Source organism: Caulobacter sp. AP07 (assembly GCF_000281955.1).
Lineage (GTDB): Bacteria > Pseudomonadota > Alphaproteobacteria > Caulobacterales > Caulobacteraceae > Caulobacter.
In genome coordinates, this window is the sequence record NZ_AKKF01000138.1 from 13,731 (window position 1) to 27,698 (window position 13,968).

Consider the following 13,968-nt stretch of genomic DNA (forward strand, 5'->3'; position numbering starts at 1 on the left):
TCATCCCGCACGACGCTTCCAACGTCGGGCTCAGCGGATCGTCTGGGGACACGCGCTCACGGCCCATGCCCCGCGAGCCCGGTTGCCGCCTCGCCGTGAGAGCATGTCCCCCGTCGAAGGTCCGTGGGGGGGAGTAATCGACGAATTCCGCGAACTCCCCGCCGTCGGCCAAGCCGACACCTCCCTCACTGGCGAAGGACCGGCTAGTCTGCCGCCGTTCTCAGCTCCTCCCGGATTCGCCCGTGTCCCAGATCGCCGTCGCCGACCTCACTGAAGACCAGGCCGTCGAGGAGCTGACGCGGCTGGCCGACGAGCTGGCGGGCCACGACCTGCGCTATCACCAGGAAGACGCCCCGGTCATTTCCGACGGCGAGTACGACGCCCTCAAGCGCCGCAACCTCGATATCGAGGAACGCTTCCCGCACCTGATCCGTGACAACTCCCCCTCCTTGCGGGTCGGGGCGGCGCGGGCCGAGCAGTTTTCGGCCGTCGAGCACGGCGTGCCGATGCTCAGCCTCGACAACGCCTTCTCCAACGACGAGGCGACCGAGTTCGACGCTCGGATCCGCCGGTTCCTGCGACTGACGAACGAGCCGGTGTTCTACACCGCCGAGCCGAAGATCGACGGGCTGTCGGCGTCCCTGCGCTACGAGAAGGGCGTGCTGGTCCAGGGGGCGACGCGGGGCGACGGCAAGGTGGGCGAGGACGTCACCGCCAACCTGCGCACCGTCGCCGACATCCCCCATCGCCTGAAGGGTTCCGGTTGGCCTGACGTCATCGAGATCCGCGGCGAGGTCTATGTCGAGCTGGAGGCCTTCGCCGCCTTCAACGCCGCCGCCCTCGAGGCCGGTCAGCGCACCTACGCCAACCCCCGCAACTTCGCGGCCGGCTCGCTGCGCCAGATCGATCCGAAGATCAGCGCCCAGCGGCCGTTGCGGTTCTTCGCCTATGCCTGGGGCCTGGTCAGCGCGCCGTTCGCGGCCGGCCAGTGGGAGGCGCTGGGCAAGCTCGAGGAATGGGGTTTCGTCACCACCGCCCCGCCGGCCCGCCGGGTCCAGGACGCGCAGGGTCTGCTCGACGCCTATGCCGAATTCGAGGTGCTGCGGCCCAAGCTGGCCTTCGACATCGACGGGGTGGTCTACAAGGTCGACGACCTGGAGCAGCAGCGCCGCCTGGGCTTCGTGTCGCGCTCGCCGCGCTGGGCCATCGCCCGCAAGTTCCCGGCCCAGCAGGCCCGCACCCTGCTGGAGGCCATCGACCTGCAGGTGGGCCGGACCGGGGCGATCACCCCGGTGGCGCGGCTGAAGCCGGTGACGGTCGGCGGGGTGTCGGTGACCAACGCCACCCTGCACAACGCCGATGAGATCGCCCGCAAGGACGTCCGGGTCGGCGATACGGTGATCCTGCAACGGGCCGGCGACGTCATCCCGCAGATCGTCGGGCCGGTGCTGGACGAGCGCCCGGCGGACGCGGCCCCGTTCGAGTTCCCGACCCACTGTCCCTGTCCGCTGAAGACGCCGCTGGTCCGCGAGACCACGGCGGCCGGGGCCGAGACGGTAGTGCGTCGATGCAGCGGCGAGTTCGCCTGTCCGTTCCAGCGCATCGAGCACCTGCGCCACTTCGTCTCCCGCCGGGCCTTCGACATCGAGGGCCTGGGCGAGAAACAGCTGGCGGCGTTCTTCGAGGCCGGCTGGATCAAGGAGCCGGCCGACATCTTCAAGCTGGCCCGGGACGAGGAGAAGCTGGCGCAACTGCGGGAGCGCGACGGCTATGGCGAAACCTCGGTCGCCAACCTGGTCAAGGGCATCGAGGCGCGGCGGACCATCGGCCTGGACCGGGTGATCTACGGCCTGGGCATGCGCGACATCGGCGAGACGACCTCGACCGTGCTGGCCCGCAACTTCGACCGCTTCGAGGACTTGCAGGCCTTGGCCGAGAAGGCGGCCGGCCAACTGCCCGGCGCGGTCTATCTGGAACTGGCCGGGGCCGCCGGGGTCGGCCCCAAGGCCCGTGACGAACTGGTCGAGGCCGGGCGAGGGGGGCTGCGCGCCGATCCGTGGCCCGAGGCCGACAGCCTGGAGGTCAAGATCGGCCACGCCGTGCCCAAGCTCTCCAAGCCGGCCAAGACGGCCCTGGCCGAGCGCTACGGCGACTGGGACGCCTTCGCCCGGGCCTTGGTCGAGGCGGCCCAGGGCGCGCCGGGCGACGACTATCTGCAACTGGCGGCCGTGGACGGCGTCGGACCCGTGGCGGCCCAGTCGATCGCCCGGTTCTTCGCCGAGGACCACAATCGCGAGAAGGTGGCCAATCTGGTGGCCCAGCTCGACATCCAGGCGGTGGCCAAGCCCAAGACCGACACCGCCGTGGCCGGCAAGACCATCGTCTTCACCGGTTCGCTGGAGAAGATGACCCGCGACGAGGCCAAGGCCCAGGCCGAGGCCCTGGGCGCCAAGGTCGCCTCGTCGGTGTCGAAGAAGACCGACCTGGTGGTGGCGGGACCCGGGGCGGGGTCGAAGCTGAAGACCGCGACGGACCTGGGGATCCAGGTGATGACCGAGGACGAGTGGCTGGCCATGGTCGGCGGTTAGGGGGCGCATCATGCCCGTCGTGGCGATCGATTTCGAGACGGCCAACGAGCAGCGTTCGAGCCCCTGCGCCATCGGCCTGGCGTGGATCGAGGACGGCGCGATCACCCAGGTCGAGCATCACTATATCCGCCCGGCCGACATGCGGTTTTCGGGCTGGAACATCGCGGTCCACGGCATTCGGCCCGGCGACGTCGAGGACGCCGACGAGTTTCCCGCCGTCCTGTCGCGGCTCAAGGCCCGGATCGAACGGGCCACGGTGATCGCCCACAACGCGGCGTTCGACATCAGCGTGATGCGGCGGACCTGCGAGCTCTACGGGCTGCCGTTTCCGGAGTTCGACTATCTCTGCACCGTCCAGGTCGCCCGCAACACCTGGCCGGACCTGCCGTCGGGCAAGCTGAACGCGGTCTGCGACTTCCTGGGCGTCCAGTTCAAGCACCACGACGCGGCGCAGGACGCCTTCGCCTGCGCCAGCGTCGCCCTGGCCGCGGTGCGGGAGACCCGGGCCGCGCACGTCCGCGACCTTCCCGCGAAGCTGGGCATGGTGGCGGGCCGCCTGAACGCGACCAGCTACACGACCTGCTCCAGCCCCGCCGCCCGCAGAGGCGCGCGGAACTAGGTCCGCGGAATTGGGCCCGCGGAATTGGGCGAGGCGTGTTCGAACCCGGCGATCAATTCATGGCCGGTTCAGCCGAACGCGCGTTAGAACAGCACAAAGCTCTTGGGAGAGACGCCAGATGAAACTGCCCATCCTCGCCGCCGCCTTCGCCGTGGCCATCTCCGCCCCGGCCTTCGCCCAGGACGTTACCGGGTTGTGGCAGACGCAGACCAATGGCGGCCAGGTCGAGATCAGCCGCTGCGGCAACAGCCTGTGCGGCAAGCTGGTGACCTCGAACCACATTAAGACCGATCCGACGACCAAGGACGCCAAGAACAAGGACCCCAGCCTGCGTGCCCGTCCGCTGAAGAACATGCAGATGCTCTATGACTTCACCGGCGGCCCGACCAAGTGGAGCGGCGGCAAGGTCTATAACGCCAACGACGGCGGCACCTATTCGGGCACGATCACCCTGACCTCGCCCAACACGCTGAAGCTCAAGGGCTGCATCGTCGCTCCGTTCTGCAAGACCGAGAACTGGACGCGGATCAAGTAGGGCTCTCACGGACACCCTCTCCCATGGGGAGAGGGCGTCTATCCCGAAACCGTCTCGTCCGCCGGGCAGTCCGGCAGAGTCAGCAGGTCCAGCGGCTCGTTCCGGTCATTGGCCGTCTTCAGGTAGCGACACCCCGTACGGCTGTTCAGGGCTTCGACCTTCACCGGCGCGTCGTCGTGCATCACGTAGAACTGCCACTTGCCGCTATCGACCAACTTGATCGCTTCCTTGATCGTCAGCTTCCAGGGCTTGGCCTTGCCGCCACCGACATGGGTGATCCGCTCGTAGCTGCTGTGGCGTCCGTTCTGGGCGACGCAGGTGATTTCGGCGCGTTTGATCATGGTCTTTTCTGAAGTCCGTGCAGTAAGCGCAACAACGCCCTCAGCCTGGCGACGGCTCGCCAGGTTAGGGGCGGGGAAAGAGTTGCTCTGCCGGTGGAATGGCGCTGAGGTCAGCTTGTCGATGGAGCATAGCAGGTTCTGGTCGATCTGTGGGGATGTATGACGATGAGGCGACAACGGGCGGGTTGCTCGCTCTCAGGGAGCCGACGGGGACACACACCCACGGCGCGACCTGGGTGAGCCTGGCGAAGACTTCGGGGTGAGTGTGCGTCCCCACCCAGTGCGCGTCCTGGCGCTAGCCCGTCACCGTGTAGATCATGATCCCCGTCGCCACCGACAGGTTCAGGCTGTCGGCCCGGCCGCGCATCGGGATCTTGACGTTGACGTCGCAGGCCGCCGCCAGTTCGGGCGGCAGGCCCTGCTGTTCGTTGCCCATCAGGATCAGCGACGGCTTCACATAGTCGGCGTTCTTGTGGTCGACCGTGGCGGTCAGCAGGGTGCCGATCACGCTGCCGGGCCAATCCTCGCGCCAGGCCAGGAACTCCTGGATGCTCGCCTTGGCGATCTTGACGGCGAAGATCGAGCCCATGGTCGCCCGCACGCCCTCGACCGAATAGGGATCGACGCAGTCGCCGACCAGGATCACCCCGCCGCAGCCGGCCGCGTCGGCGGTGCGGATCACCGTGCCCAGGTTGCCGGGGTCGCGCACCGCCTGCATGGCCACCCAGCACGGGGCGCTCTCGGGGACGATGGCCGACAGCGGCGTGTAGACCTGCCGGAACACCCCGACCACGGCCTGGGGGTTGTCGCGGCGCGAGACCTTTTCGAGGATTTCGCGATTGACCTCGATGATTTCGCCGCCGGCCTTGAAACAGGCCTGGGCGGCCTTCTGCAGCATCGGGTGGTCGGCGGCGTCGGGGCCGTACATCAGGATCTTGGGGGCGTGGCCGCAGTCGATCGCCTCGATGACGATCTTCAGGCCCTCGGCCAGGAACAGGCCGCTGTCCTCGCGCTCCTTGCGCATGTGCAGGGCGCGGACGGCTTTCACCGTGCTGTTGGAAAGGGAGGTGACGGTCTTGGCGTTCATGGTCAGCCTTCCGAAGCCCAGCGCGCGAAGAACGACAGGCCGATCTGCCGGTCGCCCTTTTCCTCGACCAGCGAAAGCTCGCCCCAGTCGATGACACCGCCGCGCCCCTCGAGCTCCTGGGCCAGCAGGCCCGACATCGCCGCGCCGGAGACCCGGGCGGCATAGGCGTTCATCAGCAGGAACGAGGCGTCGGGGCTGAGGATCTGGGCGCAGTTCGCGGTCAGTTCGGCCAGGTCCTCGAACAGCCGCCAGACCTCGCCGTCGGCCCCGCGGCCGAATTTCGGAGGGTCCAGGATAATGCCGTCATATTGCGAGCCGCGCCGCACCTCGCGGGCCACGAAGCGGCGGGCGTCCTCGACGATCCAGCGGATCGGCTTGTCGGACAGGCCGGCGAAGGCGGCGTTGTCGCGCGCGAAGCCGACCGACTTCTTGGAGGCGTCCACGTGGGTGACGGCCGCGCCGGCCGCGGCGCAGACCAGGCTGGCCACGCCGGTGTAGCCGAACAGGTTCAGGACCTTGGGCTGGCGGGTCTTGAAGGCCCGGACGCGGGCGTCCTGCCAGGCCCAGTTGGCGGCCTGTTCGGGGAAGAAGGCCAGGTGGCGGAACGGCGTGAACTGGCCGTGGAATTTCGCCTCGCCCCAGGCCAGGGCGAACTTCTCCAGCGGCTTGCCTTTGAAGCGCCAGCGGCCGGCCTCGTCCTCGTCGGTGGGGTCGAAGACGGCGTCGGCCTCGTCCCAGACCTTGGCGGGCAGGCGCGGGGCCCAGAAGCACTGCGGCTCGGGGCGGACCACGGTGTAGCGGCCGTAGCGCTCCAGCTTCCTGCCATGGCCGCTGTCGAGCAGGGCGTAGTCGGTCCAGCCGGTGGTGCGCATGACGAGGGGGGCGAGGGCGACGGTCGGATCCATGACCCCGCCAATACGCGCTCAGGGCAAGCTCCGTCCAGTCTGGGGCGTGGCGGGGGCCGAGGTTTTGGCCGGGGTGCGGGGCTGATGCGGGGTCTTGTCCCAATGGAACGGCGCGACCACGAACTGCACGGCGGCGTTGACGGCGGCCAGGCTTTGCAGCGGCCAGTAGCCGATCGCGCCGAACAGCGGCAGGAAGCGCGGCTTTATGCCGGCCCGTTCCAGTCCCCGAACTCCGGCGATCGAGGCGCAGGACCAGCCAAGGGCCAGGACCACGAAATCTCCGCCGTCGATCAGCCCCTCGACGCCCAGCAGCGCCGCGACGACCTTGGCCAGCAACCAGAAGAACAGCGGCCCGTGCAGGTGGGACGAGGCCACCGACAGCGCCAGGGTCAGGACCAGCGACGCCAGGCCGCGCGGGCTCCGGGCCGCCGGTCCGCGCAGATGCACCGCCAGGGTCTGGATATGCCCCTTCACCCAGCGGGCGCGCTGCGGGAACCAGGGGCCCAGGCGCGGCGGCGTTTCGAAGGTGGGCGAGGCGATGACGCCCAGCCGGTAGCCCCGGGCGGCCAGCCGGAAGCCGATGTCGGCGTCCTCGGTGACGTTGTAGGCGTCCCAGCCGGCGATGGCGCGCAAGGCTTCGGCGCGGAAGTGCGGTATTATGTAGCAAACACACCTAGCCCAGCATCGTTCAGAAGTGAATGATTTTGTACGTTCTGGGGCATGAAACCCGCCAGAACCGAGACTTTCGCTCACGCCATCTCCGGCTTGCTCAAGAAGCGGGAGGAGATGATGGAGGAGATCGCCATCACTCGGGAGAGGCTGGCGGTTCTCTCGAACGACGTCGAGGCGGTCGACCGGGTCCTAGAGACCCTGGGGTATGACGGCGAGGTCCGGCTGACCGTCAGGGCGCCGCGCATCGTCCTGTTCTACCGGGGCGAGCTCCGCCAGTTCCTCATTGGCCAGCTTCGCGAGAAGGGGCCGCAGACCGCCCGGCAACTCGCCCTGACGATCATCAACTATGAGGGCAAGGACGGCCGGGACCGCCGGATGATGCTCGACGTCGTCCGGCGGATCAGCAAGGCGCTACGCCAGATGCGCGACGCAGGCCTTGCGATCTCGGAGAACGACACCAAGCGGTGTGAATTCGTCTGGCGGCTGGCGGTCTAGCGCGCGCCAGCTCCGCCGCCACAGGACACCTCGGAGAAGCGCGGGCCGATGGCCTCGATCCCCGTGAGGTCGAAGGTGGCCTCCTGGCCTCCGTGGCGATCAGGGACGGCGACCACGAGGGTCTTGGCGTCCTTGACCTGCCTTATCCATCCCTGGGCTCCTGGGCCCATGAGAGTGACGCTCGTGGTCCCCGGGAACCACCCGGTCTTGTAGACCTTGCCGTCATCGATCTTCCACTTGACCGGAAGCGTCAGGAATCCGGCCTCGCCCACGAAGTCGGGCCACGACATGACCACGCCCAGGCCGTTCTTGTCGCAGGTGAGGCCCAAGGTCGGAGCCTCCATGCGGCCCAAGATGTTCGCGACTTGCGTCTCCGCCGTCAGGGTGGCGATCCGGCTCTTAGCTCCGTCCAGGGCGGAGGCCGTTTCGGTGTAGCGCCACTTTCCCGTCTCGGGCGTCACACCCGGCGTCGTGGCGGTCTGAGCGTGAGCTATCGACGTGACAGCGCTCAAGGCGATGGCAAGCGCCATCCCCATACAGACGTGATTCCTCATAGTCCCCCGTGCTCCCAAGCCCGGCGGAGTGCCGGGACGGTTGGTCACGCGCGAACACGGGGAAGCGCGTCCTGCTTATTCCCCGAAGGTATTTTATTGAGCAGGCCGCCCGACAGAGCGGGCCCGCGTTCACGCGCAACAGCGCACCTCGTCTTCCGTGACCAAACTTCGGACGAGGCATGTGTTTTATCCGCCCTAAGCGGGCCGTTGCCAATAGCCCTTCCACTGGCGCGAGACGGGGGCCGACATGGCCGCATCGACGATCTGGGCGAACTGGACACCATTGCTCATGCGGCGGTGATCCTCGCGCCACGCCATTTCGCCCGCATAGGCTTCCAGATAGCGGCCGGCGATCTTGTGATGGACGCCGGCTTCGGCCCGGCGGATGCGGCTGAAGAAGCTCTCGGCCCAGTTGGTGCAGGCGCCATCGAGGCTATAGGCCTCCGAGTGGTTGATCCGCTTGGTCGCGAACTTGGCCGACAGGACGTCCCAATGCGGAGCCTCGTCCGCGTGGACGGTTGTCCCCGGGGACACGTTGGCGGTCACCAGGGGGACACCCTCACGCTCAGCCTTGGTGACGAACGGCAACGTCCGGCCGCCACGCTCGCGCAACACCACGACAACCTGGCGCTTACCCGTCTGGTTTTCGAGGAGGCGCCGGTCCTGACGAGCCCACTTCTCGTTCGCGGGCTTCACGTAGCCGCCGAAGTAGGCGCCATCGATCTCGACCACGCCATCGAGCTTGGTCCGGTCCGCCACCTTGCCCAGGGCTTCGCGCAGCTTGTGCGCCATCACGAACGCCGTCTTGTACTGGACGTCGAGATCCCGGCTCAATTGGAGGGCGCTATAGCCCTTGGCGCCGTTGGCGAAGATCGCGATAGCCGCGAGAATGTCGCGCACGGCGAGCTTGCGGCTGGCGAAGATGGTCCCGCTCGTCACCGAGAACTGAGCCTCGCAGCTCTTGCACTTGAAGATGCGACGAGCCTTGAACGTGTAGACGGCCGTGCAACCGCACTTGCCGCAATAGGGCTGACCCTCGTTCTCGTCCCAACGGATGGTCTTGAACGTCTCGAACGCCTCGTCTTCCGACATGCGCATCACCTTCCCGAGCGACAGGGTCCGGGCGGCGGCAGAGAGGAGGAAGTGTTGTGACAACCGACATATCCGTATGGTTCGACAACGGATAGATAGGAAATGCCATCGACGCTTGCAATGGGAAAAGCGACAGATATGTTTGATTGGCATTCACAAGTGGAGAAAATCGGATGGCCGCGACTAGCGACGAATGGGCCGACAAGGCCAAGCGCCATCTGAAAGCCGAGATGGTCCGGGCAGGCATGAAGAATGCCGACCTGGCGCGTAAGCTGTCTGAGATGGGGCTTCCCGAGACCGAGACGGGAGTTCAAGCCAAGATCAATCGGGGCGGCTTCCCCGCTTGGTTCTTCCTCGCCGCTTTGCAGGCAATCGGGGTGACGACTCTTCGGCTGGATTGATTTCGTGAGGGGGTCTTCCGAACACCATCCAGCTTGCCCGCGTCAGGCGGTCAGCCCCCTCGCGATGCGCTCTCTGAAGCCATAGCTCATTCGCAATCGCCTCTTGCACCTCAAGAAGCGCCGCCTGGGGATCGGGCGGCGTGACGGGCTCTAGGACCAACGGTGGAGCCTTGGGGCGCTTGCGGCTGAACGCCCCCTCCAAGACCATGTGAATCGACAGCGAGACACACACGAGCGCCAGGAACCCGCATCCCCAGCCGTAGGCCATCCAAGCCCAATTGGGGACTTCGACTCCCATGTGATCGAGAACAGTCAGCACGCCGCTAACCGCGAACGCCAACGCGCCCGTCGTGATGGCCGTGATTTTCTCGTATGCCGAGGCTGGCGCACCCATCCCGAGACAATGACCGGGAGTCCCGCAGAAGCGCAACCGTGAGGCTGTTTCGTCAACTCAGGTCTCCTCTAGAGACCCGGCATCGCAGCAGGTGTGTTTGCTACATAATACCGCGGAAGTGGTTGCTGGTGCCGCCCAGCGGGAAGGGCAGGCCCCAGCGGGCCAGGGCCGGTTGCAGCACCTCGAACTGCACGGCGTATTCCAGGGCGAACTGCTCGCCGATGAACCGCCGGTCGGCCTCGATGCGCAACGGGGCCTGCAGGCAGGCCAGTTCCGGCCCGTCGGCGGCGAAGCGGGCGGCGGCCTCGCGCAACTGGCCGGGGTGGGGCGCGTCCTCGGCGTCGTAGATCACCACCAGTTGCCCGCGCGCCCGCTCCAGGGCGTGGTTGCAGGCGCGGGGCTTGGTCTGGGGCGAGCCGGGCGGCACGATCAGCACCTGGACGAAGGTCGGCAGGGGCAGGGCCTGGAAGGCGGCCTGGGTCTCGTGGTCCTTGGCCTCCAGGGCGATCAGCACCTGCAGGCGGTCGCGCGGATAGTCCAGGCGCGACAGGTTCTCGACCAGTTCGGCCGCCACCGCCGCCTCGCGGAACAGCGGACAGATCACGGTGTAGACGGGCAGGTCCGCGTCGTCCGGCGATGGTGGGACGACGGCCAGGCGCGGCGTGCAGGCCGCCGCCAGCTTGACCACGGCGCTCAGCGTGAAGCCGGCCATGAACAGCCAGCGGAAGGTCTCGGTCAGCAGGGCCGGACGCGTCACCGCCAAGGTCATGACCAGGGCCGCCAGAAGGATCAGCCCGGCCGCCTGGGCCGGCGACAGGCGTCGGTGCGCTCCGTCGGGCAAGGGCGGCGCGAGCGCGTCCGGCGCTGGGATGGGCGAGGGCGCGCGCCAGGCGCGACCCTGCTGGTTTCGTTCCTCCCGCGCCATCGCTCCCCCGTCGCGCTTGCGGATGTCCAGCGCGCAGATAGCGAATCTTCAACCATAGAGTGTCAAACGTAAAAACACGCGTTTCGCGTATTTCGTCGACAGTTGCGACGTTTGTGTGATTCCCGTTTAGTGTTGGCTTCGGGGACTAGGTAAGGGGAACGCCAGATCGTGACGATCGCGTTGAAGAAGCCGCACAAGTCGGCGCGCAAGCCAAAGGGCGATGGGCACCTGCGCCGGGGGGAGATCCTGGCCGCGGCCGAGAAGATCTTCATCGCCGAGGGCTATGCCGGGGCGACGATCCGCAAGATCGCCGACGCCGTGGGCGTGTCGTCGACGGCCCTCTACATGCATTTTCGCGACAAGGACCAGATCCTGCTGGAGATCAGCGACGACGCGATCGGCCAACTGCTGGCGGTCAATGTCGACATCGCCCACCGGCCGATCGACGCGGTGTCGCGGGTGCGGCTGATGCTGGAAGCCTACATGCGTTTCGCGTTCGACAACCCCAACACCTACCAACTGGTGTTCTGCGGTTCGCGCGACGTGATCTCCAAGGAGAAGCAGGCCGCCACCGCCGAACTGGGCGACCGCTGCTTCGAGGAGTTCAGCGGCCCGATCCACGAGATCGCCGCCGCCGGACGCTTGCGCACCGGCTCGGGCGAGAGCGCGGCCCAGGTGCTGTGGGCTGCCTGCCATGGCCTGGTGGCCTTGCTGATCACCATGCCCGACCGCAACTGGGCCCCGCGCGAGGAGCTGATGAAGGTCACCCTCGACGGCCTGCTGCACGGCCTGGTCACGGACTAGGCCGATGCGCGCCCTTTTGGCCGCCCTGTTCGCCGGCGGCCTCGTGGGGTTGGCGGGGCCCGCCGCCGCCCAGCGGGTGATGTCGCTCGACTCCTGCGCCGACCAGTACGTGCTGGCCCTGGCGCCGCGCGAAACGGTGGTCGGCCTGTCGCCCCGCGCTGACGCGCCGGACTCCTTCCTGCGGGCCAGGGCTCGGGGCTTGCCGCAACGGCGGGCGACGATCGAGGCGGCGCTGGGCGCGCGGCCCGACGTCGTGGTGCGCCAGTGGGGCGGCGACGCCCGGCTGACGGCGGCCCTGCAGCGGCGGGGGATACGCACCGTCAGCCTGGGCGACGCCACCGACTTCGACGGCGTGCGCGCCAATGTCCGCCAGGTGGCCGCGGCGCTGAACCGCCAGGCGGCGGGCGAGGCCCTGCTGGCCGACATGGACGGCAAGCTGGCGCAAGCGGCCGGGGCGGGGCGGGGACGGAGCGCCTTCTACCTGACGCCGGGCGGCTATACGGCCGGGCCCAGCACCATGATCGACGCGATGCTGCGGGCCGCCGGCTTCACCAACGCCGCGACGCAGCCCTATTTCTCGCCTGCGCCGCTGGAGGCCCTGGTGCTGGCGCCGCCCAAGGCGGTGGTGCTGGGCTTTTTCGACCTGACCCGGGCCGGCGCGGACCGCTGGGGTCCCGGACGGCACGCGGCGCTGCGCCAGGCGACCCGGGGTCGAGTGATCGCCTCGCTGCCCGGCGCCATGCTGGGCTGCTCGGCCTGGTTCGCCGCCGACGGGGCGCAGGCCTTGGCCGAGGTGACGCGGCCATGAGCGCGCGGCGTCTGGAGCTTCTGCTGCTGCTGGCCCTGATCGCGGTCGCCATGGTGGCCGTGAGCCTGGGCGAGAGCCCGCTGAGCCTGGCCCAGTACCACCAGGCCCTGTCCGATCCGGGGTCGCCGCCCGGTGAGGTGCTGTGGACCATCCGCCTGCCCCGCGTGGCCATGGCCGCCCTGATCGGCGCGGGCCTGGGCCTGGCCGGGGCGGCGATGCAGGGGCTGCTGCGCAACCCGCTGGCCGAGCCCGGCGTGCTGGGCGTCTCGGCCACGGCCGGGCTGGGCGCGTCCCTGGCCATCGCCGGCGGCCTGGCGGCGCTGCCCGGCGCGGTCGAGGTCAGCGCCCTGGCCGGGGCCTTACTGGCCGGGGCGGTGGTCATCGGCCTGGCGGCGCGGTTCCGCGAGCCCGAGGTGTTGATCCTGTTCGGCGTGGCGCTGTCGGCCTTCGCCGGGGCGCTGACCGCCCTGGTCTTCAACCTGTCGCCGTCGCCGGTGGCTACGGCCGAGGTCCTGGCCTGGCTGATGGGCTCGGTCGAGAACCGTGACCTCACCGACATTCTCTGCGCCCTGCCGCCGATGGCGGTGGGAGCGGGGCTGTGTCTCTACGCCGCCAAGGGCCTGCGGATGCTGACCCTGGGCGAGGAGGCGGCCCAGATGTCGGGCCTGCCGATGGCCCGGCTGCGGGTGGCGGCGGTGGCCGGCTCGGCGCTGCTGGCCGGCGCTTCCGTGGCCGCCGCCGGCGTCATCGGCTTCGTCGGCCTGGCCGCGCCGCACCTTGTGCGCGCCGCCGCGCGCGATGATCCGGGCAGGATCCTGCGGCCCTCCGCCCTGGCCGGCGCCCTGCTGCTGGTCGCCGCCGACCTGGCCGCCCGGCTGATCCCCACCGAACAGGAGCTGAAACTGGGAGTCGTCACCGCCCTGTTCGGCGCGCCGGTCTTCGCGCTTCTCGCCTGGCGCGCGGCCCGGAGCTGGCGGTCATGACGGCGGCCTGGACCATCGAGGCGGCGAAGGCCCGGCGCGGCAAGGCCCTGGTGCTGGACGGCGCGTCCCTGACCGTCGCCCCCGGCGAGGTGCTGGGCGTGGTCGGTCCCAACGGCGCGGGCAAGACCAGCCTGCTGCGAGCGGGCCTGGGCCTGATGCCATTGGAGGCCGGACGGGCGCTGCTGGGCGGTCGCGTGATCGGCGGGCTGAACCCGGTCGAGCGGGCGCGGCTGGTCGGCTACCTGCCGCAGGAGCGTCGCCTGGCCTGGAACCTGCCGGCCCTCGACGTCGCCGCCCTGGGCGCGCCGGACCTGCCGCCGGGCGAAGCCCTGGCCGTGGCCCGCGAGCGCCTGGCGCGGGTGGGGATGTCCGACCTGGCCGAGCGCGGCGTGCTCGACATGTCGGGCGGCGAGCGCGCCAGGGTGCTGCTGGCCCGGCTGCTGGCCACCCGCGCGCCGCTGCTGGTCGCCGACGAGCCGGTGGCGGGCCTGGACCCCGACGCCCAGCTGCTGACCCTGGACCTGCTGCGCGCCGAGGCGGCGTCTGGCGCGGCGGTGGTGGTGACGCTGCACGACCTGGGCCTGGCGGCGCGGGCCTGCGACCGGGTGCTGGTGCTCGACCACGGCCGCGTGGCGGCGGACGGCCTTCCGAGGGACGCGCTGTCGTCCGAGGTGCTGGCGAAGGTGTTCAAGCTGGACGGGGCGCTGGTGGAGACGCCGGCGGGTCTGGTGGTGGCGGCGCGGCGTCATTCCGAAACCCTCTCCC

16 protein-coding genes are annotated in these 13,968 nt (G+C 69.1%); 9 read left to right on the forward strand and 7 right to left on the reverse strand.

The window, feature by feature from the left end; all coding sequences use genetic code 11:
• The first annotated feature begins 242 nt into the window (after nt 1–242).
• From ligA to PMI01_RS10190, 3 genes are all read left to right on the forward strand, one after another.
• Entirely contained in the window at nt 243–2,588 is a 2,346-nt protein-coding gene (gene ligA, locus PMI01_RS10180; RefSeq protein WP_007667693.1) for an NAD-dependent DNA ligase LigA, read from the forward strand.
• A 10-nt stretch (nt 2,589–2,598) separates the two neighbouring features.
• On the forward strand, nt 2,599–3,207 hold the full coding sequence (locus tag PMI01_RS10185) for a 3'-5' exonuclease (RefSeq protein WP_007667695.1): 609 nt from the start codon (nt 2,599–2,601) through the stop codon (nt 3,205–3,207).
• A 118-nt stretch (nt 3,208–3,325) separates the two neighbouring features.
• Nucleotides 3,326–3,742 (forward strand): DUF2147 domain-containing protein, encoded by a 417-nt coding sequence (locus tag PMI01_RS10190; RefSeq protein ID WP_007667697.1) that lies wholly within the window; start codon nt 3,326–3,328, stop codon nt 3,740–3,742.
• Between the two features lie 38 nt (nt 3,743–3,780).
• Here the strand turns inward: PMI01_RS10190 and PMI01_RS10195 are convergent, their stop codons facing one another.
• From PMI01_RS10195 to PMI01_RS10210, 4 genes are all read right to left on the reverse strand, one after another.
• Nucleotides 3,781–4,083: a DUF3892 domain-containing protein gene (locus PMI01_RS10195; protein ID WP_007667700.1), complete on the reverse strand. Its 303-nt coding sequence runs from the start codon at nt 4,081–4,083 to the stop codon at nt 3,781–3,783.
• Between the two features lie 295 nt (nt 4,084–4,378).
• On the reverse strand, nt 4,379–5,170 hold the full coding sequence (locus tag PMI01_RS10200; protein ID WP_007667702.1) for a TrmH family RNA methyltransferase: 792 nt from the start codon (nt 5,168–5,170) through the stop codon (nt 4,379–4,381).
• Nucleotides 5,171–5,172: 2 nt separating this feature from the next.
• Complete coding sequence (locus tag PMI01_RS10205; RefSeq protein ID WP_007667705.1) at nt 5,173–6,075, reverse strand: class I SAM-dependent methyltransferase; 903 nt, start codon at nt 6,073–6,075, stop codon at nt 5,173–5,175.
• A gap of 18 nt (nt 6,076–6,093) precedes the next feature.
• Nucleotides 6,094–6,708 carry a glycosyltransferase family 2 protein gene (locus PMI01_RS10210; protein ID WP_007667708.1) on the reverse strand — a complete coding sequence of 205 codons (615 nt, stop codon included), beginning with the start codon at nt 6,706–6,708 and terminating at the stop codon, nt 6,094–6,096.
• A gap of 87 nt (nt 6,709–6,795) precedes the next feature.
• Here PMI01_RS10210 and PMI01_RS10215 point away from each other — a divergent pair, with 87 nt between their 5' ends.
• Nucleotides 6,796–7,242, forward strand: a complete 447-nt coding sequence (locus tag PMI01_RS10215) for a hypothetical protein (RefSeq protein ID WP_007667710.1) — start codon at nt 6,796–6,798, stop codon at nt 7,240–7,242.
• On the opposite strand, the gene PMI01_RS10220 is transcribed toward PMI01_RS10215, so the two are convergent.
• Entirely contained in the window at nt 7,239–7,772 is a 534-nt protein-coding gene (locus PMI01_RS10220) for a hypothetical protein (RefSeq protein ID WP_157223730.1), read from the reverse strand. The two genes, PMI01_RS10215 and PMI01_RS10220, sit on opposite strands and share 4 nt — an antisense overlap.
• Before the next feature lie 219 nt (nt 7,773–7,991).
• Nucleotides 7,992–8,951, reverse strand: coding sequence for an IS1595 family transposase (locus PMI01_RS10225; protein WP_035035655.1), 960 nt, complete (start codon nt 8,949–8,951; stop codon nt 7,992–7,994).
• A gap of 110 nt (nt 8,952–9,061) precedes the next feature.
• Between PMI01_RS10225 and PMI01_RS10230 the strand changes: the two genes are divergently transcribed.
• Nucleotides 9,062–9,289, forward strand: a complete 228-nt coding sequence (locus PMI01_RS10230; RefSeq protein ID WP_007667719.1) for a DUF6471 domain-containing protein — start codon at nt 9,062–9,064, stop codon at nt 9,287–9,289.
• Nucleotides 9,290–9,783: 494 nt separating this feature from the next.
• Here PMI01_RS10230 and PMI01_RS10235 read toward each other — a convergent pair whose 3' ends face one another.
• Nucleotides 9,784–10,524 carry a glycosyltransferase gene (locus PMI01_RS10235; RefSeq protein ID WP_238537034.1) on the reverse strand — a complete coding sequence of 247 codons (741 nt, stop codon included), beginning with the start codon at nt 10,522–10,524 and terminating at the stop codon, nt 9,784–9,786.
• A 252-nt stretch (nt 10,525–10,776) separates the two neighbouring features.
• On the opposite strand from PMI01_RS10235, the gene PMI01_RS10240 reads away from it, so the two are divergent.
• The 4 genes from PMI01_RS10240 to PMI01_RS10255 form a co-directional block, all read left to right on the forward strand.
• Nucleotides 10,777–11,412, forward strand: coding sequence for a TetR/AcrR family transcriptional regulator (locus PMI01_RS10240; RefSeq protein ID WP_007667724.1), 636 nt, complete (start codon nt 10,777–10,779; stop codon nt 11,410–11,412).
• Between the two features lie 4 nt (nt 11,413–11,416).
• Complete coding sequence (locus PMI01_RS10245; RefSeq protein WP_007667726.1) at nt 11,417–12,220, forward strand: ABC transporter substrate-binding protein; 804 nt, start codon at nt 11,417–11,419, stop codon at nt 12,218–12,220.
• Nucleotides 12,160–13,203 (forward strand): FecCD family ABC transporter permease, encoded by a 1,044-nt coding sequence (locus tag PMI01_RS10250; protein ID WP_035035670.1) that lies wholly within the window; start codon nt 12,160–12,162, stop codon nt 13,201–13,203. Before PMI01_RS10245 ends, PMI01_RS10250 begins: the two co-directional genes overlap by 61 nt.
• Nucleotides 13,200–13,968: ABC transporter ATP-binding protein (locus tag PMI01_RS10255; protein ID WP_007667729.1), on the forward strand; the 769-nt coding region annotated here is incomplete at its 3' end. The genes PMI01_RS10250 and PMI01_RS10255, both read left to right, overlap by 4 nt.

Coding starts and splice junctions, on each gene's coding strand:
- PMI01_RS10185 (WP_007667695.1), top strand. CDS start 2,599: ATGCCCGTCGTGGCGATCGATTTCGAGACGGCCAACGAGCAGCGTTCG.
- PMI01_RS10190 (WP_007667697.1), top strand. CDS start 3,326: ATGAAACTGCCCATCCTCGCCGCCGCCTTCGCCGTGGCCATCTCCGCC.
- PMI01_RS10195 (WP_007667700.1), bottom strand. CDS start 4,083: ATGATCAAACGCGCCGAAATCACCTGCGTCGCCCAGAACGGACGCCAC.
- PMI01_RS10200 (WP_007667702.1), bottom strand. CDS start 5,170: ATGAACGCCAAGACCGTCACCTCCCTTTCCAACAGCACGGTGAAAGCC.
- PMI01_RS10205 (WP_007667705.1), bottom strand. CDS start 6,075: ATGGATCCGACCGTCGCCCTCGCCCCCCTCGTCATGCGCACCACCGGC.
- PMI01_RS10215 (WP_007667710.1), top strand. CDS start 6,796: ATGAAACCCGCCAGAACCGAGACTTTCGCTCACGCCATCTCCGGCTTG.
- PMI01_RS10220 (WP_157223730.1), bottom strand. CDS start 7,772: ATGGCGCTTGCCATCGCCTTGAGCGCTGTCACGTCGATAGCTCACGCT.
- PMI01_RS10230 (WP_007667719.1), top strand. CDS start 9,062: ATGGCCGCGACTAGCGACGAATGGGCCGACAAGGCCAAGCGCCATCTG.
- PMI01_RS10245 (WP_007667726.1), top strand. CDS start 11,417: ATGCGCGCCCTTTTGGCCGCCCTGTTCGCCGGCGGCCTCGTGGGGTTG.